The 18,322-nt window shown below is 69.6% G+C and carries 16 protein-coding genes and 1 pseudogene; 9 read left to right on the top strand and 8 right to left on the bottom strand.

What is annotated here, in order from left to right; translation table 11 throughout:
- Positions 1 to 131: 131 nt before the first annotated feature.
- The 5 genes from AB0C12_RS10245 (at position 132) to AB0C12_RS10225 (ending at position 5,962) form a co-directional block, all read left to right on the top strand.
- The gene (locus AB0C12_RS10245) at positions 132 to 1,811 is read left to right on the top strand and encodes an ABC transporter substrate-binding protein (RefSeq protein ID WP_360546214.1); all 1,680 of its coding nucleotides are present in this window, start codon (positions 132 to 134) and stop codon (positions 1,809 to 1,811) included.
- 91 nt (positions 1,812 to 1,902) lie between these two features.
- Complete coding sequence (locus AB0C12_RS10240) at positions 1,903 to 2,910, top strand: ABC transporter permease (RefSeq protein ID WP_360546212.1); 1,008 nt, start codon at positions 1,903 to 1,905, stop codon at positions 2,908 to 2,910.
- A 14-nt stretch (positions 2,911 to 2,924) separates the two neighbouring features.
- A complete protein-coding gene (locus AB0C12_RS10235) occupies positions 2,925 to 3,866 on the top strand; it encodes an ABC transporter permease (protein WP_360547110.1) in 942 nt (313 codons plus the stop codon).
- A 6-nt stretch (positions 3,867 to 3,872) separates the two neighbouring features.
- Positions 3,873 to 4,856 (top strand): ABC transporter ATP-binding protein, encoded by a 984-nt coding sequence (locus tag AB0C12_RS10230; protein WP_360546210.1) that lies wholly within the window; start codon positions 3,873 to 3,875, stop codon positions 4,854 to 4,856.
- The gene (locus tag AB0C12_RS10225) at positions 4,853 to 5,962 is read left to right on the top strand and encodes an oligopeptide/dipeptide ABC transporter ATP-binding protein (RefSeq protein WP_360546208.1); all 1,110 of its coding nucleotides are present in this window, start codon (positions 4,853 to 4,855) and stop codon (positions 5,960 to 5,962) included. Before AB0C12_RS10230 ends, AB0C12_RS10225 begins: the two co-directional genes overlap by 4 nt.
- On the opposite strand, the pseudogene AB0C12_RS10220 reads toward AB0C12_RS10225, so the two are convergent.
- The 5 genes and pseudogenes from AB0C12_RS10220 to AB0C12_RS10200 form a co-directional block, all read right to left on the bottom strand.
- Positions 5,959 to 7,530, bottom strand: a pseudogene (locus AB0C12_RS10220) (beta-N-acetylhexosaminidase). The gene AB0C12_RS10225 and the pseudogene AB0C12_RS10220 overlap by 4 nt on opposite strands.
- Positions 7,531 to 7,606: 76 nt before the next feature.
- Positions 7,607 to 8,008 carry a hypothetical protein gene (locus AB0C12_RS10215; RefSeq protein WP_360547108.1) on the bottom strand — a complete coding sequence of 134 codons (402 nt, stop codon included), beginning with the start codon at positions 8,006 to 8,008 and terminating at the stop codon, positions 7,607 to 7,609.
- Positions 8,009 to 8,160: 152 nt separating this feature from the next.
- A complete protein-coding gene (locus AB0C12_RS10210; RefSeq protein ID WP_360546206.1) occupies positions 8,161 to 8,838 on the bottom strand; it encodes an HNH endonuclease family protein in 678 nt (225 codons plus the stop codon).
- 106 nt (positions 8,839 to 8,944) lie between these two features.
- Entirely contained in the window at positions 8,945 to 10,690 is a 1,746-nt protein-coding gene (gene leuA / locus AB0C12_RS10205; RefSeq protein ID WP_360546203.1) for a 2-isopropylmalate synthase, read from the bottom strand.
- Between the two features lie 205 nt (positions 10,691 to 10,895).
- Positions 10,896 to 11,702 (bottom strand): hypothetical protein, encoded by an 807-nt coding sequence (locus AB0C12_RS10200; protein ID WP_360546201.1) that lies wholly within the window; start codon positions 11,700 to 11,702, stop codon positions 10,896 to 10,898.
- A 221-nt stretch (positions 11,703 to 11,923) separates the two neighbouring features.
- Here AB0C12_RS10200 and AB0C12_RS10195 point away from each other — a divergent pair, with 221 nt between their 5' ends.
- Together AB0C12_RS10195 and AB0C12_RS10190 are read left to right on the top strand one after the other, a co-directional pair.
- On the top strand, positions 11,924 to 13,189 hold the full coding sequence (locus AB0C12_RS10195; protein WP_212987807.1) for an aspartate kinase: 1,266 nt from the start codon (positions 11,924 to 11,926) through the stop codon (positions 13,187 to 13,189).
- Between the two features lie 7 nt (positions 13,190 to 13,196).
- Entirely contained in the window at positions 13,197 to 14,261 is a 1,065-nt protein-coding gene (locus tag AB0C12_RS10190; protein ID WP_360546199.1) for an aspartate-semialdehyde dehydrogenase, read from the top strand.
- Positions 14,262 to 14,369: 108 nt separating this feature from the next.
- Here AB0C12_RS10190 and AB0C12_RS10185 read toward each other — a convergent pair whose 3' ends face one another.
- Positions 14,370 to 15,656 (bottom strand): methyl-accepting chemotaxis protein, encoded by a 1,287-nt coding sequence (locus AB0C12_RS10185; protein WP_360546197.1) that lies wholly within the window; start codon positions 15,654 to 15,656, stop codon positions 14,370 to 14,372.
- Between the two features lie 203 nt (positions 15,657 to 15,859).
- Here AB0C12_RS10185 and AB0C12_RS10180 point away from each other — a divergent pair, with 203 nt between their 5' ends.
- On the top strand, positions 15,860 to 16,954 hold the full coding sequence (locus AB0C12_RS10180) for a glycoside hydrolase family 19 protein (protein ID WP_360546195.1): 1,095 nt from the start codon (positions 15,860 to 15,862) through the stop codon (positions 16,952 to 16,954).
- A gap of 66 nt (positions 16,955 to 17,020) precedes the next feature.
- Here AB0C12_RS10180 and AB0C12_RS10175 read toward each other — a convergent pair whose 3' ends face one another.
- Positions 17,021 to 17,317: a hypothetical protein gene (locus tag AB0C12_RS10175; protein ID WP_360546193.1), complete on the bottom strand. Its 297-nt coding sequence runs from the start codon at positions 17,315 to 17,317 to the stop codon at positions 17,021 to 17,023.
- 167 nt (positions 17,318 to 17,484) lie between these two features.
- On the opposite strand from AB0C12_RS10175, the gene pyrE reads away from it, so the two are divergent.
- Positions 17,485 to 18,000, top strand: a complete 516-nt coding sequence (pyrE, locus tag AB0C12_RS10170) for an orotate phosphoribosyltransferase (RefSeq protein ID WP_360546191.1) — start codon at positions 17,485 to 17,487, stop codon at positions 17,998 to 18,000.
- Here the strand turns inward: pyrE and cutA are convergent.
- The gene (gene cutA, locus AB0C12_RS10165; protein ID WP_360546189.1) at positions 17,978 to 18,310 is read right to left on the bottom strand and encodes a divalent-cation tolerance protein CutA; all 333 of its coding nucleotides are present in this window, start codon (positions 18,308 to 18,310) and stop codon (positions 17,978 to 17,980) included. The genes pyrE and cutA overlap by 23 nt on opposite strands.
- Between the last annotated feature and the right edge of the window lie 12 nt (positions 18,311 to 18,322).

The raw sequence follows: 18,322 nt of genomic DNA, 5'->3' as shown, positions 1-18,322 counted from the left end.
GTTCCGCAGACTGGGAAAAGACACGATCCGATACCAACCCACGATGTGTTCGCTACTGAGCGGTTAGGGTCGCGCCAACGGTGGCCAATGGTCGCCGCGTTTGTCCGTACCCACAGGACGAGGTGAACACGATGCGTGCATCGAGGATGCAGGCGAAGAGGCTCCGGACGGTCATCGCCGCCGGTGTCATTGCGGCTCTGGCGATCGGTGCTGCCGGCTGCGCCGACAGCGACCGCGACAGCGGTGGCGACGAAGGCAAGGCCGCTACCGGCGGTACCTTCATCTTCGCGGGCGCCGGAGACCCGAAGAACTTCGACCCGATCTTCAACGACGATGGGGAGTCGTTCCGGCCGATCCGGCAGATGTACGACACCCTGATCGAACATAAGCCCGGCACCGCTGAGCTGCAGGGCGGTCTGGCCGAGAGCTGGAGCAACGACCCGACCGGCAAGATCTGGACGTTCAAGCTGCGCCAGGGCGTCAAGTTCCACGACGGCAGCGCGCTCGACGCCACTGCGGTCTGCGCGAACTTCGACCGCTGGTACAACATGAAGGGCGAGGCCGCCCAGTCCCAGATGATCTACTACGCCGACGTGTTCGGCGGCTTCGCCGGCAGCCCGGACGCCGTCTACGACAACTGCAAGGCGCAGGACGCCAACACGGCGGTCGTGACGATGAAGAAGTACAAGGGCGCCTTCCCGGGCGCGTTCGCGCTGACCGCGTTCTCGATCGCGAGCCCGACCGCGATGAAGCAGTACGACGCCGACAAGGTGACCCAGAACGGCGACTCCTTCGCATACAGCGCGTTCGCGAACGAGCACCCGACCGGCACCGGCGCGTTCACGTACGGCGGCTGGAACAAGGCGACCGGCGAGATCACGCTGAACAAGAACCCCGACTACTGGGGCGACAAGGCCAAGGTCGACAAGATGATCATCAAGATCATCAAGGATGAGAACACCCGGAAGCAGGAGCTGCGCGCCGGCACGGTGCAGGCGATCGACTTCCCGGCCCCGGCCGACCGCAAGGCGCTCGCGGGCGAGGGCTACAAGGTGCTCGACCGGCCCGCCTTCAACATCCTCTACCTGGGCATCAACCAGAAGAACCCGAAGCTCAAGGACCTGCGGGTCCGGCAGGCGATCGCGTACGCGCTCAACCGCGCTCAGCTGGTGCAGACCAAGGGCCCGGGCGGCGCGACGGTGGCCGACGAGTTCATGCCGAACACGGTCCTCGGTTACGCCGCGGACGTGCAGAAGTACGACTACAACCTCGAGAAGGCCAAGCAGCTGCTGAGCGAGGCCGGCGCGACCGGTCTGACGCTCAACTTCTACTACCCGACCGAGGTCTCCCGGCCGTACATGCCGAACCCGCAGGAGATCTTCACCGTCCTGGCGAACGACCTGCAGGCCGCCGGCATCAAGGTCAACGGTGTCCCGCGGCCGTGGAACGGCGGCTTCAAGGACGACGTGCAGCAGTTCGGCAAGCAGGACCTGCACATCCTCGGCTGGACCGGCGACTACAACGACCCGGGCAACTTCGTCGGCACGTTCTTCGGCCGCGAGAAGGCCGAGTTCGGCGACAAGGACATGACCGAGATGTTCACCGCCATCGGCAAGGCCGACGCGACCGTCGACATGGCGGCCAAGAAGACCGCGTGGGAGCAGGTCAACCGCGACCTCGCCACCAAGTGGCTGCCGGCCGTCCCGCTCTGGCACGCCCCGCCGGCGCTGGTCACGACGAAGAACGTCGAGGGTCTGGTGCCGAGTCCTCTCACCAACGAGGAATTCAACACCGTCACGCTGACCAAGTAGTCCGTAGCACCAGGCACCGCCGCGGCCCGGACCGGGATGATCTCCCGGGCCGGGCCGTCCGGCGCGATTCTGACAGGATGCGTCATTCCTTATGGTGAGAGTCATCTTGCGCCGCCTGATCCAGCTGGTCGTCACCCTGATTGCATTGACCACCCTGGTTTTCTTCTGGCTGCGCAGCCTTCCCGGCGGGCCTGTCGACGCGTTGCTGGGCGAACGCGCGACCCCGCAGACCCGCGAGTTGCTGACCCGGGCCCTCGGCTATGACCAGCCGATCTGGACGCAGTACGGGCGCTTCGTCAAAAACGTGGTGACCGGCAACTTCGGGAACTCCATCCGCACCGGCGAGCCGGTGATGGACGTGATCAGCCGGTCCTTCCCGGCGACCATCGAGCTGGCCATCGCGGCGATCATCATCGCGATCGGGCTGGGTATCCCGCTGGGCTACATCGCGGCCCGGTACCGCGGGCGGTTGCTGGACAACGCCACGATCATCGTCACGCTGATCGGCATCTCGATCCCCATCTTCTTCCTGGGTTACCTGCTCAAGGACCTGCTGACCCAGAACATCCACATCTTCCCGCCGTCCGGCCGGATCACCACCGGCATGGACAACACGGACGTGACCGGCTTCTTCGTCCTGGACGGGCTGCTCACCCGGGAGTTCGACGCCTCCGCCGATGCCCTCTGGCACCTGGTGCTGCCGGCCCTCACCCTGGCCACGATCCCGCTGGCGATCATCATCCGGATCACCCGGGCCAGCGTGCTGGACGTCCTGGACGAGGACTACATCCGTACGGCGGACGCCAAGGGCCTGCGCAACACCACCATCCGCAAGCGGCACGTGCTGCGCAACGCGCTGCTGCCGGTGGTCACCACCATCGGCCTGCAGACCGGTGCTCTGCTGGCCGGCGCGGTGCTGACCGAGAAGGTCTACAACTGGGGCGGTCTGGGCACCCTGATCACCGACTCGATCAGCGGTGGCCGTGACTACCCCGTGCTGCAGGCGTTGATCCTGCTCGCCGCAGCCGTCTTCATCGTGGTCAACCTGCTGGTCGACCTCTCGTACGCCGTCATCGACCCGAGGGTGCGTGTGCAGTGAGCGGAACCGGAGGATTGGCGACGCTCGCCGACCACAAGCGCCGCCGGATCGAGGAGCTGACCGCCCGGACGTCCGAGGCCGGTGGGGTCAGCCTGATCCGCGACGCCGGCCGCCGGCTGCTGCGCAACCCCACCGCCATGGTGGGCGCGATCATCATCCTGCTGTTCCTGATCATCGCGATCTTCGCGCCGCTGGTGGCCCCGCACGACCCCGTGCAGCGGTTCCCGGAGCTGACCAAGGACCTGACCGTCGACACCATCCCGGGCGCCACCGCCGGGCACCCGCTGGGCAGTGACCCGCTGGGCCGCGACTTCGCGTCCCGGATGATCTACGGCGCCCGGCAGACGCTGTTCGTCGGCGTCCTGGCCACGTTCATCGGCCTGTTGTTCGGCGTTGTGCTCGGCGCGATCGCCGGCGCCGTCGGCGGCTGGCTCGACGTGCTGATCATGCGGCTCACCGACGTCATGCTGGCCCTGCCCAGCCTGCTGCTGGCGATCACGCTGGTGGCCCTGGCCAGCCGGTCCACCCAATGGACGGTGATCATCGCCGTGGCGGTGGTCAATGTGCCGATCTTCGCCCGGCTGCTGCGCGGGTCGATGCTGGCGCAACGGGAGAGCGACCACGTGCTCGCCGCCCGCGCGCTGGGCGTCCGGCGGCGCGACATCGTGCTGCGGCACATGCTGCCGAACTCGCTCACCGCGGTCATCGTGCAGGCCACGCTGACCTTCGCGGTGGCGATCCTGGACGCGGCCGCGCTGTCGTTCCTGGGCCTCGGCGACCCGGACATCAACCGGGCCGAGTGGGGCCTGATGCTCGGCGTGGACGGCGTACGGTATTTCGAGGTCCGCCCCGAGCTGGCCTATCTCCCCGCCCTGGCGATCATTTTTGTGGCCCTCGGCTTCACCTTGCTCGGCGAGAGCATGCGCGAGGCGCTCGACCCGAAGAACCGGCGGTGATCAGTCATGCCATTGCTCGACGTTCGTGATCTGTCGGTCGTCTTCCAGCGCAAGGGCGCCAAGCCCTTCACCGCGGTGGACGGCGTCAGCTTCACCGTGGAACCCGGCCAGACGGTCGGGCTGGTCGGCGAGTCCGGCTGCGGCAAGTCGGTGACCAGCCTGGCGATCATGGGTCTGCTGCCGCGCCGCGGCAACAAGGTCACCGGTGAGGTCCGCTTCGAGGACACCGACCTGCTCAAGCTGCGCCCGCAGGACCTGCGGGACCGGCGCGGCCGGGACATCGGCATGATCTTCCAGGACCCGCTGTCCTCGCTGAACCCGGTGCTCCCGCTCGGCCTGCAGGTGGCCGAGGTGCTCGAACGCCACCAGGGCCGGACCCGCCAGGCGGCGCTGCGCGAGGCCCGGGGACTGCTCGACGCCGTCGGCATCCCGGACCCGATGCGGCGGCTCAAGGAGTTCCCGCACCAGCTCTCCGGCGGTATGCGGCAGCGGGCGCTGATCGCCATCGCGCTGGCCTGCAAGCCGCGCCTGCTGATCGCCGACGAGCCGACGACGGCCCTGGATGTGACCATCCAGGCCCAGATCCTGACGCTGCTCAAGCAGCTGGTGGAAGAGTCCGGTACGGCGCTGGTGATGATCACCCACGACCTGGGGGTGGTGGCCGGTCTCTGCGACACGGTCAACGTCCTGTACGCCGGCAAGGTGGTCGAGCGGGCCGAGCGGCACAACCTGTTCGCGGAGCCGCGGCACCCGTACACGCACGGGTTGTTGCAGTCGGTGCCGCGGCTGGATCTCGACCGCGGCGGGCGGCTGCACCAGATCCGTGGCTCGGTCAGCGACAACATCCCGTGGTCGGAGGGCTGTGCCTTCGCACCGCGCTGTGACCGGGTGATCGACGCCTGCATCGGCGACACGGTGCCCCTCGAGCCCACCTTCCGCGGCGGCGCGCTGCGGTGCACGAACCCCGTACCGCAGGAGGTGCCGGTGTGAGCGACGCACTTGTGGAGATCGACGACCTCAAGGTCCACTTCCCGATCAAGAGCGGACTGCTGTTCGACCGTACGGTGGGTTATGTCTATGCCGTTGACGGTGTCTCCCTGAAGGTCAAGCGGGGCGAGACCTACGGCCTGGTCGGCGAATCCGGCTGCGGCAAGTCGACGCTGGGCCGGGGCCTGCTCCGGCTGGTCGAGCCGACCAGCGGCGGGATCACCTTCGACGGCACCGACGTGCGCTCGCTCAAGGGCGAGCAGATGCGGCTGTTCCGGCGCCGCATCCAGATGGTGTTCCAGGACCCGCTGTCCAGTCTGGACCCGCGGCAGTCGGTGGAGTCCCTGCTCGTCGAGGGGCTCAAGGCGCACGGCCTGCACAAGGACAAGGCCGACGTGCAGAAGCGGCTGAAGTCCACCTTGGACTCGGTCGGTCTGCCGGCCTCGGCGCTGAACAAGTATCCGCACGAGTTCTCCGGCGGGCAGCGGCAGCGGATCGGCATCGCCCGGGCCCTGGTGCTCGGCCCCGAGCTGATCGTGGCCGACGAGCCGGTGTCCGCGCTGGACGTGTCGATCCAGGCGCAGGTGGTCAACCTGCTCGGTGACCTGCAGGACTCGCTGGGGCTGACCTACCTGGTGATCGCGCACGACCTGGCCGTGGTCCGGCACATCTCCGACACCATCGGCGTGATGTACCTGGGCTCACTGGTCGAGGAGGCGGACGGTGACCAGCTGTACGACCGGCCGCTGCACCCGTACACCAAGGCTCTGATGTCGGCCGTACCGGTCCCGGACCCGCAGGTGGAGGACCGGCGGGAGCGGATCCTGCTGGCCGGCGACCTGCCGTCGCCGGCCAACCCGCCGAACGGCTGCCGGTTCCACACCCGCTGCCCGTGGGCGCAGCCGACCCGCTGCGCCAGCGAACGCCCGGAGCTGCGGGTGTTCGACGACTCCGGCCAGCGGGTGGCCTGCCACTACGCCGAGGAGATCCTCAGCGGCGGGCTCAAGATGCACGAGGTACGCGCGGAGATCGTGCGCCCGGATTCGACCACCGCGCCCTCCACGGGCGGGGAGCTGATCCAGACCTCGACGGACCTGCCGACCCCCTAGCTCCAGTCGATCTGCGGCGAGGGATAGAAGTCGACGCCGCGTGCGGTCCATCGGGGGCCGTACGCGGCGAGCCGCTCGCGGAACGAAGCCCAGTCGTGGGTGCTCTGCGGGGACCAGCCCAACTCGGCGATCGCGGGCAGGCGGGGGAACGCCATGAACTCGATGTCGTCCAGGTCGCGCAGCGTCTCCGACCAGAGCGGCGCTTCCACGCCGAGGACCGCGGAGGCGGGCAGGCCGGTGAGGCGGGTCGCCGGGTCCCAGTCGTACGCGGTGCGGACCTCGATGTAGCCGGCCCAGGACAGGCCGAGCGGCGTGTTCGCGTCGTACTTCTGATCGATGTAGGCCCGGTTGGCCGGGGACATGACCACCTTGGTGCCCCGGGCCGCGGCGGCCACCACGGTCGGGTTGGTGGTCGCGGTGTCCCAGAACTGGGCCACGGCGTTCGCGGAGGCCGGCGACTTGGTGATCTCGTTCCAGCCTTACGCGGTCTTGCCGTACTTGGCGACGAGCGGGAGCACGCGCTGCTGGAAGGTCAGGTAGTCGGCGTCGGTGGTGGCGTGGGCCTCGTCGCCGCCGATGTGCAGGTACGGCCCCGGCGTCAGCGCGGCGAGCTCCCGGATGACGTCCTCCACGAACCGGTACGTCGTCTCCGAGCCGATGCACAGCGAGCTGTAGCCGACCGCGGTGTCCGTACGCGGTGGCGGGGCCACGCCGTCGCAGGTCAGCTCGGGATAGGCCACCTGGGCGGCGTTGACGTGCCCGGGCATGTCGATCTCGGGCACGATCGTCACGTGCCGGGTGGCCGCGTACCGGACCAGGTCCCGGTAGTCGGCCTTGGTCAGGTAGCCGGGACCGGTGCCGTCGACGCCGGTGCCGGGCCCGCCGCCGACCGTGGTCAGCCGCGGCCAGCTGTCGATCTGGATCCGCCAGCCCTGGTCGTCCGACAGGTGCAGGTGCAGGTAGTTGATCTTGAAGCGGCTGATCTCGTCGACGTACGCCTTGATCTCGTCCGGGGTGTGGAAGTGCCGCGCCACATCGAGCATCGCCCCCCGGTACGCGAACCGCGGATGGTCCACGATGCTGCCACCGGCCACGCTCCACGCCCGGCGCACGACGGTCCGGGACTCGATCTCCCGCGGCAGCAACTGGCGCAGCGTCTGCGTCCCGGCGAAGAGCCCGGCCGCCTTGTTGGCCCGGATGGTGATGCTCCGGCGATCGACGCTGAGCCGGTAGCCCTCGTCACCGAGCTGCGCCTCGTCGGCGCCGAGCAGCAGTGAGATGGTCGGTAGCACGCGCGGGGCGGCGGGCAGGACGGGCAGCGGATAGCCGGTCGCCGGGCGCAGCGCGCGGGCGAGCTGATCACCGACGGTCCGGGCCGCGGCCGAACCGGGCTGGGTGCGGATCACGGTGAGCGGCCCGAGCCGGAAATCCGCGCCGGCGACGGGTCGCACCTCGACGGGCGCGGGAATGACACTGCTGAGCGCCGGGACCGCGCCTACCGCCGGAGCGGCTGAGGCGGCCGTGGGGAGCGCGGCAGTGGGCAGCCCGAGAGCTGCGACGATGAGCATGCGGGTCACGACAGGTCTGGCCACGACCCGACGCTACATTCGGGTTTGTCTATCTGTAAAGGTTCCGTGCAGTTGATCAGCCCTCGGGCCGGTTCAGCAGCCCGACCGCGATCGCATGGACGGCGTCGAGGTCGGCCGGGTCCTTGAGAGTGGTCTTCGCGCCGGTCACGGCATACCACTCGTCGGCGTCCTTGTACTGCGCGCGGATGGTGACCTGGTCGCCGGAGAGCTCCGTCAGGAGGGTCACGTCGCCCGTGATGACACCGGCCTCGTCGGTCATCACGCCGCCCTGACCGGCGACGATGTCGGTGGTCCGGCTCGTCGCCGCGGAGGCCGGGGCTGCGGAGGCAGGGGCTGCGGGAGCGGCGGCTGCGGGGGCGGCGGCTGCGGGGGCCGCGGCCTCAGCTGCGGGGGCGGGGTCGGCCGCCGCCGCGGCCGGCTCGGCGGAAGCGCCGCTGGGGACAGCGGCCTGCTCCACGGGTGCGGCTTCCGTCGCGGGCGTGGCCGCAGACGCGGGCGTGGCCGCAGCTGCCGGCGCGGCCGCAGCCGTCGGCGTGGTGGCGGTGGGTTGAGCCGTGGCCGGAGCGGCGGACTCGGCGGTAGCGGTCTCGGCGGCGGGCTTGTGCTTGGTCATCGGCACTTCTCCAGCATTTTCTTCAGCTCGACCTTCTCCTTGGTGGTGACCGTGAGCTTCCACCGGCTCTTCACCACGATCCAGTCCTGAGCGTATTGGCACCACGAGCCGGTCTGCTCGGGTTTCCAGGTGGACGGGTCCTGGTCACCCTTTGACCTGTTCGACGCGGCCGAAACCGCCACCAGCTGGGGATCGTCGAGATCGTTGGCGAACTCCTCGCGCTGGTCCGTGGTCCAGGCGGCCGCGCCCGAACGCCAGGCGTTGGCCAGGGGCACCACGTGGTCGATGTCCACCTTGGCCGGGTCGGTGATCTTGTCGCCGTCGTAGACGCTGATCCAGGTGCCCGCGACCACGTTGCAGCCGGAGACCTTGACCTTGCTGCCGTCGCGCTTGAGGACCGTGTCGCGGACGTCGCAGTTGCTGCCGGTGCTGTTCCAGTGCGGGAACTTGGCCCGGCTGTAGCCGCGCATCGAGCCGGTCTTCGTGACGACCTTGAGGGCGTCGAGCTTCTTGCGGGCCGCGGTGGGATCGGACTTCGTGGTGGTGCCGCCGGTCGGGGCCGGGCCGGAGCCCGAGCCGTTCTCGGCGGGCAGTTCACAACCGGCGGCGACGGTCACGGTGAGCAGGGCGGCAGCGACACGCAGAGTCCACAAAGGAGTGATACGAGGGGGCACGAAGTAAGCGTATGCGCCCTACGCCCGCTTGGCGAAAGTCGTCATCCGTGCCGGATACGTCCCGCGCGCCGCCCGGGTGAACCTGGACGGCGCGCGGAACAAATGCTCAGCGGACGCGGTTGACCGCGCTCGTCACGGCCTTGATCGAGGCGGTGACGATGTTGGCGTCCAGCCCCACGCCCCATACCGTCTGGCCGTTGACCTCGCACTCCACGTACGCGGCGGCCTGGGCGTCGTGACCGGAGGACAGGGCGTGCTCGGCGTAGTCGAGGACCCGTACCTGGATGGCCAGCGGCTGCAGGGCCTGCACGTACGCGTCGATCGGGCCGTTGCCGACCCCGACGACCGGGCGCCGGGTGTTGCGGTGCCGGATCTCCGCGTCGATCTCGACCTTGCCGTCCACCGTGGCCGTGCTGTAACGCTCCAGCTCGACGATGCCGAACTGCTGGTGGTCGACCAGGTACTCGCCCGCGAAGATGTCCCACATCTGCTGCGGGCCGACCTCGCCGCCGTCGGTGTCGGTGAAGTGCTGCACCACGCCGGAGAACTCGATCTGCAGCCGGCGCGGCAGGTCGAGCTTGTGCTCCTCCTTCATGATGTACGCCACCCCGCCCTTGCCGGACTGCGAGTTGACCCGGATGACCGCCTCGTAGCTGCGGCCCACGTCCTTCGGGTCGATCGGCAGGTACGGCACGCCCCAGGTGAAGGCGTCCACGTCCACGCCGGCCTCGCTCGCGTCCTCCCGCAGCGCGGTCAGGCCCTTCTTGATCGCGTCCTGGTGCGAGCCGGAGAACGCGGTGTAGACCAGGTCACCGACGTACGGGTGGCGTTCGTGCACGGGCAGCTGGTTGCAGTACTCCACCGCGCGCTTGATCTCGTCGATGTCCGAGAAGTCGATCATCGGGTCGATGCCCTGGGAGAAGATGTTCAGCCCCAGGGTCACCAGGTCCACGTTGCCGGTGCGCTCGCCGTTGCCGAACAGGCACCCCTCGACGCGGTCGGCACCGGCCAGCACGCCCAGCTCGGCGGCGGCGACGGCGGTGCCCCGGTCGTTGTGCGGGTGCAGGCTGAGGATGATGCTCTCGCGCCGCGGCAGGTGCCGGTGCATCCACTCGATCGAGTCGGCGTACACGTTGGGGGTGGCCATCTCGACGGTGGCCGGCAGATTGATGATCAGCGGGCGGTCCGGCGTCGGGTCGATGACGTCGATGACCGCCGAGCAGATCTCCAGCGCGTACTCCAGCTCCGTGCCGGTGTAGGACTCGGGGGAGTACTCGTAGAAGATCTCGGTGTCCGGGGTGTGGATCTCGGCGTACTTCTGGCAGAGCCGCGCCCCGGTCGTCGCGATGTCGGTGATCCCGGCCTTGTCCAGGCCGAAGACGACCCGGCGCTGCAGCGTCGAGGTCGAGTTGTAGAAGTGCACGATGGCCCGCTTGGCGCCGCGGATCGACTCGAAGGTGCGGTCGATCAGGTGCTCGCGGCACTGCACCAGCACCTGGATCGTGACGTCGTCCGGGATCAGGTCCTGCTCGATGAGCTGGCGGACGAAGTCGAAGTCGGTCTGGCTGGCGGCCGGGAAGCCGACCTCGATCTCCTTGTAGCCCATCGCGACCAGCAGGCTGAACATCCGCCGCTTGCGCTCGGGGGACATCGGGTCGATCAGGGCCTGGTTGCCGTCGCGCAGGTCGACCGCGCACCAGCGGGGCGCGGCCTCGATGCGGCGGGCGGGCCACTGCCGGTCGGGCAGGTCGACCGTGAACTGCTGCTGGTAGGGCTGGTAACGCTGGAACGGCATCCGGCTGGAGCGCTGACGCGCGATGGGGTCGCCGGTTACATCCGTGGTGGAAGACATGGTGAGGGCTCCTGAAAAGTGGTCAGTTCCGAGGAACGACCGGCGCGCGTCAACTCCGCGACGAGGTGCCGGCCTGGGATGGGGCCTCGTCGCGGCAGCGAAGGAGAAGCGCCTGCCACATGTCGAACGTCACCCTACGTGATCATCGTGAACCTGCCCAACCCTACGCCCGGATCGTGGGAAGCAGGAGGTCAGGCGGGCGGCTTCACGCGGACGGTACCGGCTGGGACGGCACCACCGGCTGCTCGACCACCGGCGGTGGCGGCGGGGCGTCCTGGCCCATCGGCTGGCCGCCGGTCACCGGGCCGGGCAGGTCGATCGTGGGCGGGGCCGCGGCCGGCGCACCCGCGATGGTGAGCGTGCCGAACTTGACCCGGGCCGCGGTGAGCAGGCCGTCGTCGGCGTAGCAGTAGATGCCGACGTCGACCGGCGCGGACAGCGAGGCGGAGATCGTGTCGACGGAGAAGCACCGCCCGGTGGAGCCCTGGAGCGGCTGGGCGGCGGTCACGGACAGGGCTGACTGGCGATCGGTGAAAACCGGCAGCCACTGCCGGAAGACCCGCTGCACCTTCGGGTCGAACTCACGGGGGACCTTTTTGCCGGCGTCGGCGACCCGTACGCAGGACGGGCTGACCGGGTTGGTCGCCGACGGGATGGCGCACTGGAACAGCCCGGCCGGGAGCTGGGCGATCGACACGTCAGCCGTACCGCCGAGGGCGCCGGACGGGATGTCCACCCGCCACGATCCGTCGACCGCGACCGTCGCCAGGACCGAGCGCGGGGCGAAGCCCGGCGTCTGAAGGGTGTACATCGCGGAGAAGCGGTGGTCCTCGGCCAGCGCGGCCCGCGCGGCCAGGGCGACCCGGGCGTCCTGGTCCGGAGCCGGCGCGGACGCCGACGGGGACGCGGTGGGCTCCTGCGCGGGCGCCGAGTCACCGCAGGCGGAGACGCCGAGGGTGAGCAGGGCGGCGGCCAGCGTGGGCAACACACGCGTGGCGGGGCGGGAGCGCATCGAGACATTCTCGCCTCTCATCGCCCGGACCGGTCGTTGCGGGCACCGGAACCCTTTCCCGGCGTGTCGTATGTCGCAGCGGCCGGAATCTGGGATCGCGTGTCAGCGATCGGGACGCCCGCCGCTAGTCTGGGTGGCGATTGACCGACTGGCGCCGCCGGGCCGCTGATCTCCTGGCCAGGCGGCGTCGGCACGTGTGGGGTGGAAAGGAGCCGGCTGCCGTGGCCCTCGTGGTGCAGAAGTACGGCGGTTCGTCCGTCGCTGATGCCGAGCGCATCAAGCGCGTGGCGGAGCGCATCGTGGCCGCTCGCAAGGCCGGCGACGACGTGGTGGTCGTGGTGTCCGCGATGGGCGACACCACCGACAACCTGCTCGACCTGGCCAACCAGGTCAGCCCGCTGCCACCCGGCCGTGAGCTGGACATGCTGCTCACCGCGGGCGAGCGCATCTCGATGGCGCTGCTGGCCATGGCCATCCACAACCTGGGGTACGAGGCCCGGTCCTACACCGGCTCGCAGGCCGGCGTGCTGACCACCTCGGTGCACGGCAAGGCCCGGATCATCGACGTGACCCCGGGCCGGCTGCGCACCGCGCTGGACGAGGGCGCGATCGCGATCGTGGCCGGCTTCCAGGGCGTCTCGCAGGACACCAAGGACATCACCACCCTGGGCCGCGGCGGCTCCGACACGACCGCTGTCGCGCTGGCCGCCGCGCTGCACGCCGACGTGTGCGAGATCTACACCGACGTCGACGGGGTCTTCACCGCCGACCCGCGGATCGTCCCGAACGCCCGGCACATCAAGCAGATCACCTACGAGGAGATGCTCGAGCTCGCCGCGGGTGGGGCGAAGGTGCTGATGTTGAGATGTGTCGAGTACGCCCGGCGGTTCAAGGTGCCGATCCACGTACGCTCTTCGTACTCGAACAAGCAGGGCACGCTGGTCACCGGATCGATGGAGGACGCGGGAGTGGAACAAGCGCTGATCACCGGGGTCGCCCACGACCGCAGCGAGGCGAAGATCACGATCGTCGGGGTGCCCGACGAGCCCGGCGCCGCCGGCCGCATCTTCGAGACGGTCGCCCAGGCCGAGATCAACATCGACATGATCGTGCAGAACGTGTCGACCGAGGGCACCGGCCGCACCGACATCTCCTTCACGCTGCCCAAGGCCGACGGCCCCACCGCGATGGCCGCCCTGGACAAGATCAAGGAGCAGACCCGCTTCAAGTCGCTGCTCTTCGACGACCACGTGGGCAAGGTGTCGCTGATCGGCGCCGGCATGCGCTCGCACCCGGGCGTCGCCGCGTCGTTCTTCGCCTGCATCGGCGAGGCCGGGGTCAACATCGAGATGATCTCGACCTCGGAGATCCGGGTCTCGGTCGTCTGCCGCGACAGCGACCTCGACACCGCGGTACGCGCGGTGCACGACACGTTCGAGCTCGGTGGCAACGAGACCGCTGTGGTCTACGCCGGGACCGGCCGGTAGCCGGCGGATGCCGCAGCAGCAGCCCACGCTGGCTGTCGTCGGAGCCACCGGCTCCGTCGGCACGGTCATGCGCGAGCTGCTGACCTCCCGCCGCAACGTCTGGGGCGAGATCCGGCTGATCGCGTCCGCCCGCTCGGCCGGCCAGGAGCTGTCCTGCCGCGGCGAGCAGCTGGTCGTCCAGGAGCTGACCCCTGAGGTCTTCGACGGCGTCGACGTGGCGATGTTCGACGTGCCCGACGCCGTCTCGATCCAGTGGGCCCCGATCGCGGTGGAGCGCGGCGCCACGGTCGTCGACAACTCGTCGGCGTTCCGGATGGAGGCCGACGTCCCCCTGGTCGTTCCCGAGGTCAACCAGGAGGAGCTGCGGCGCCGCCCGCGCGGCATCGTCGCCAACGCCAACTGCACCACGATGGCCATGATCATGGCCATCGCCCCGCTGCACCGCGAGTACGGCCTGCGCGAGCTGGTCCTGGCGAGCTACCAGGCGGTCTCCGGAGCCGGTCAGGTCGGCGTGGACACCCTGCACGACCAGCTGATGAAGGTGGCCGGGGACCGGACGCTGGGCTCCCGGCCGGGCAACGTCCGCCAGGCGGTCGGCGACGACCTGGGCCCGTTCACCGCGCCGATGGCCCTCAACGTGGTGCCGTGGTCGGGCGACCTGGCCACGGACGGCTGGTCGTCGGAGGAGCTCAAGCTCCGCAACGAAAGCCGCAAGATCCTCAACCTGCCGGCGCTGAAGGTCTCCGCGACCTGCGTGCGGGTCCCGGTGGTGACCGGCCACTCGATCGCGGTGCACGCGGTCTTCGGCTCGGAACTGGACGCGGAGGGCGCGCGCCAGGTGCTGCGCAACGCCCCGGGCGTGATCCTGGTCGACGACCCGGAAGCCGGCGAATACCCGATGCCGATCGACGCGGTCGGCACCGACCCGTCCTGGGTGGGCCGCATCCGCCGGGCGATGGACGACCCCCGGGCGCTGGACCTGTTCATCACGGGCGACAACATGCGCAAGGGCGCGGCGCTGAACACGGTGCAGATCGCGGAGCTGCTGGCGGCGGAGATCGCCAAGCGCTGAGCCCCCGGGTGGGAGCCCTGACCGGGATCCCACCCTGCAACTACCGGTTCAGGACAGGCTGACTTCGACACCGCCCGAGAACGGGCTGTCAGGCGTCCCGTCGGCGGGTCAGCGGACGCTGACGGCCGATGCCGAGCGGGCCACCTCGTCCGCCGCGTCGATGACCAGGCCGCGGGTCTGGCCGGCCAGCGTCACCTGCTCGCCCATGACCGACGACGCCAGCCGCTGGGCGTCGGCCACCGAGCTGAGCCGGCTGGTCATGCCCGACACCGCCGCGCCGACCGCGGCCGCGCCGGTGGTCACCTCGTTGACCGTGGACTCGATCCGGGCCGTGGCCTCCGCGGTCTGGCCCGCCAGCTGCTTGACCTCGCTGGCCACGACCGCGAAGCCCTTGCCGACCTCGCCGGCGCGGGCGGCTTCGATCGTCGCGTTCAGGGCGAGCAGGTTGGTCTGGTCGGCGACCGCCTGGATCAGGCCGGCGATCGTCGCGATGTCGGCCACGGAGGTGCGCAGTTCCTCGAGTGACTTCAGGGCCACGTCGGCGTCCGACAGGGTGGTGCCGACCTGGTCGCTGGCGTGCTCGACGGTGCGGGCCACATCCGACAGGGCGGACTCGAAGCCGCTCAGGGCCTCGTCGGCGTCGGTGCGCAGGCGGGCGCCGGTTTCGCTGGTGTGCTGCAGGACGTCCTCCAGGCGGACGGCCATCTGCTCGGCCCGGTCCAGCTGGGATGCGGCCTCGCCGCGGGCCATCTCCTCACGGCGGGCGGCCTCGTCGGCGGCGGCCCGCAGCCGGCTCGCGTTCTCCTCGGCCTGCTCGGCCTGCCGGCGCTCGTTCTCGCGGCGGGCCGCGGCGTCGAAGTGCCAGTACGTGATCTGAGCGGCGGCCATCGCCAGCACGAAGAACGTGTGCAGCAGGGCGCGGCCCAGCACGCCGTTGGTGCTGTGGTCGGTGTGGGCGAAGACCAGCTCCGGCGCGATCAGGCCGATACCGAAGTGGTGCGCGGCGACCAGGGACACAGCCAGGGCGAAGGCGATCCACTCCTGGTAGAGGCCGATGAGGGCGATCACCACGAAGAAGTGGAAGTGCAGGTCGATCATGCCGCCGCCGGCGTGCACCAGGGCGTCCGCGGCCAGCAGGAAGCCGACGCTGGCGGCGATGGCCTGGCCGCGCTGGGTCGCCGCGGTGCCGGAGACGACCCCGCAGACCAGCACCGCGCCGAGTACGCAGAGCAGCAGGGTGGCGTGGTGTCCCGGGCTGAGCTCGCCGCTGAAGAAGCCGAGCGTCAGGATCACCGGCACGTGCGTCCACAGCAGCAGCCGTAGCACGCGGTGCCGGGCGGCGAATGCCTGCTCCGACAGGGTGACGTCGGGTACGAGGCGGCTGAGCAGGGTCATCGGTGCACCTTTCACATGGCGGGGTCCTGGATCAGGATGTGCCGCCCGCGGTGCCGTCGCCGGTGTCCGGCAGTAGCTCTCCGGTTGCCGCCCGAATTAATCCTTGAAGTTTCTTTACAAATACGGCCGCATCTAGTTGAGTCGATGTAACTCCCCGCTCTTCTCGCACCAGTGCGCGTCCCCCGACGCACGGAAGGTGAGCCATGTCCAAAAAACGGCTCCTATCGATCGTGGCCACGCTCAGCGTCGCCCTGGCCGGCGCCGCCGCGGCCGTGCTGCCCATGACGGCATCGAACGCGGCCGAGGCCTGCGTCGCCGCCTACAACAGTTCGACCGTCTACACCGGAAGCCAGCGGGCCTCGTACAACGGCCGTAACTGGACCGCCAAGTGGTGGACCCAGGGCGAGGCGCCGAGCACCGGCGGCTCGGGTGTCTGGGCCGACAACGGCGCCTGCGGTGGCGGCACCACGCCCCCGCCCGGCAACACGACCTGCAACTACCCGAACTGGGCCGCGGGCACGTTCTACCCGGCCGGCTCGATCGTGCGGTACACGAACGGCGGTTACTACCGGGCCAAGAACGAGAACCCGGGCTACGACCCGGTCATCAGCACCTGGTACTGGGAGCCGTACAACTGCAGCGGCGGCGGCACGACCACCCCGCCGCCCGTCGGATCCGGGGGCTTCCCGGTCAGCGAGGCGCAGTTCAACCAGATGTTCCCGAACCGGATCGGGTTCTACTCGTACTCCGGCCTGATCGACGCGATCAAGAAGTACCCCGCGTTCACCAAAACCGGCAGCGACACGGTCAAGAAGCAGGAGGCCGCGGCCTTCCTGGCCAACGTCAACCACGAGTCCGGCGGCCTGGTCTACGTCGAGGAGATCAACCAGGCGAACTGGCCGCTGTACTGCGACCGGTCCCAGTCGTACGGCTGCCCGGCCGGGCAGAACGCGTACCACGGGCGCGGCCCGATCCAGCTGAGCTGGAACTTCAACTACAAGGCGGCCGGCGACGCGCTCGGCATCGACCTGCTCAACAACCCGGACCGGGTCAAGAACGAGGCGTCGGTCGCCTACCAGACCGCCGTCTGGTACTGGATGACCCAGCGCGGGCCGGGCTCGATGACGCCGCACGACGCCATGGTCAACAGCCGCGGTTTCGGTGAGACGATCCGCAGCATCAACGGCTCGCTGGAGTGCAACGGCGGCAACCCCGCCCAGGTGCAGAGCCGGATCGACGCCTACAACCGGTTCACGAGCATTCTCGGCGTGAGCCCGGGCGGCAACCTGTCCTGCTGATCTTTGTTCGCCGGGTGCACGGGGGTACGGTCGCTGCGGCCGTACCCCCGCTGCCGTTTGTCCGGCTCAGAGCGCGAGCTGCGGCCGGGCCGGGACCCCGACGACGGCCGGGCTGACCGACCGGGCGGGCAGTTGCTGGGGCACGGTGCTGGGCACGAGCATCGATTCGAGCGCGGGCGCGATCGACCGGCGCTCGTTGATCTGGATCAGCCGCGCGGCCCGGGCCAGCGAGCCGGTCTCGCCGTCCCGGAAGCCCTCGCGATAGCCCTTCTCGTAGCGTTCGCCGCGACCGAGGGCACGACCGATGGCGAAACAGGACGAACCGGCGAGGGCTAAGAGGAAGAGCAGCGCGAAGGGTGTCACGACAAGCCTTTCAGCGAAATTGACGGCCTATAGCCCGCAAAATAGCCGAAACAGGACACCATTAATGCGCGCCCGCAGATCAACTACGCGTACGGGTGACTTTTGTTTGGATGGTGGCGCCAGGCCCCCGGCGGCACCGGCGGCGGACCGCCTGACAGGCTGTTCCGGTGACTGACTCTGACCTTGCGCGGCAGGTCCGCGACGTGAGCCGGCTGACCGGCGAGTTCGTGCTCCGCTCCGGCCGCACCGCCACGGAATACTTCGACAAGTACCAGTTCGAGGCCGACCCGGTGCTGCTGGACCGGCTCGCCGAGCAGATGGCGGTGCTGATCCCCGAGGGCACCGAGGTGCTGGCCGGGCTCGAGATGGGCGGCATCGCGGTGGTGACCGCCCTGGGCCGGCACGCCAAGCTGCCCTGCGCGTTCGTCCGTAAAGAGGCCAAGAAGTACGGCACCGCCCGCCTGGCCGAGGGCGCCGAGGTCGCCGGCCGCCGGGTGCTGGTGGTCGAGGACGTCGTCACCTCCGGCGGCCAGGTGGTGATCTCGACGGGCGAGCTGCGCAAGCTCGGCGCCCACGTCGACCACGCGCTGTGCGTGATCGACCGCCAGGAAGGCGGCGCCGAGTCGCTGGCCCAGGAGGGCATCAAGCTCCGGGCGCTGCTCACCCGGGCTGATCTGTCATAGCCAGGACCCACTCCAGGTAGGCGGGATTACCCCCGGTCACCGGCAGGGCGAGCACGCACGGTACGTCGTAAGCATGCTCGGCGTCGGCCCGGGCGACGATCCGCTCCACCAGTGAGGCCCGCGTGTGCAAGGCGACGCGGGCCTCCGGATCGTCGTGCACCGCACCCTCCCAGCGGTAGATGGAGCGGATCGCGGTGGTCTGGTGCCCACAGGCGGCGAGCCGGTCCTCGACGAGGCGCCGGGTGAAACCGGCCAGCCACTCGCCGTCGGCCGCGGTGACCACAACCTCACAGATCTGTTCGTCGGTCATGGCCAGGATTCT

The sequence above is a fragment of the Actinoplanes sp. NPDC048967 genome (assembly GCF_040649415.1).
Classification (GTDB): Bacteria; Actinomycetota; Actinomycetes; order Mycobacteriales; family Micromonosporaceae; genus Actinoplanes.
Note: the sequence above shows the minus strand (reverse complement) of the source record. Positions and strands in the feature narration are given on the sequence as shown.

Excerpts from the sequence above, each read along its gene's own strand:
- AB0C12_RS10245 (WP_360546214.1), top strand. The coding sequence starts at position 132 with ATGCGTGCATCGAGGATGCAGGCGAAGAGGCTCCGGACGGTCATCGCC.
- AB0C12_RS10240 (WP_360546212.1), top strand. The coding sequence starts at position 1,903 with ATGGTGAGAGTCATCTTGCGCCGCCTGATCCAGCTGGTCGTCACCCTG.
- AB0C12_RS10230 (WP_360546210.1), top strand. The coding sequence starts at position 3,873 with ATGCCATTGCTCGACGTTCGTGATCTGTCGGTCGTCTTCCAGCGCAAG.
- leuA (WP_360546203.1), bottom strand. The coding sequence starts at position 10,690 with ATGTCTTCCACCACGGATGTAACCGGCGACCCCATCGCGCGTCAGCGC.
- AB0C12_RS10200 (WP_360546201.1), bottom strand. The coding sequence starts at position 11,702 with ATGCGCTCCCGCCCCGCCACGCGTGTGTTGCCCACGCTGGCCGCCGCC.
- AB0C12_RS10190 (WP_360546199.1), top strand. The coding sequence starts at position 13,197 with ATGCCGCAGCAGCAGCCCACGCTGGCTGTCGTCGGAGCCACCGGCTCC.
- AB0C12_RS10185 (WP_360546197.1), bottom strand. The coding sequence starts at position 15,656 with ATGACCCTGCTCAGCCGCCTCGTACCCGACGTCACCCTGTCGGAGCAG.
- AB0C12_RS10180 (WP_360546195.1), top strand. The coding sequence starts at position 15,860 with ATGTCCAAAAAACGGCTCCTATCGATCGTGGCCACGCTCAGCGTCGCC.
- cutA (WP_360546189.1), bottom strand. The coding sequence starts at position 18,310 with ATGACCGACGAACAGATCTGTGAGGTTGTGGTCACCGCGGCCGACGGC.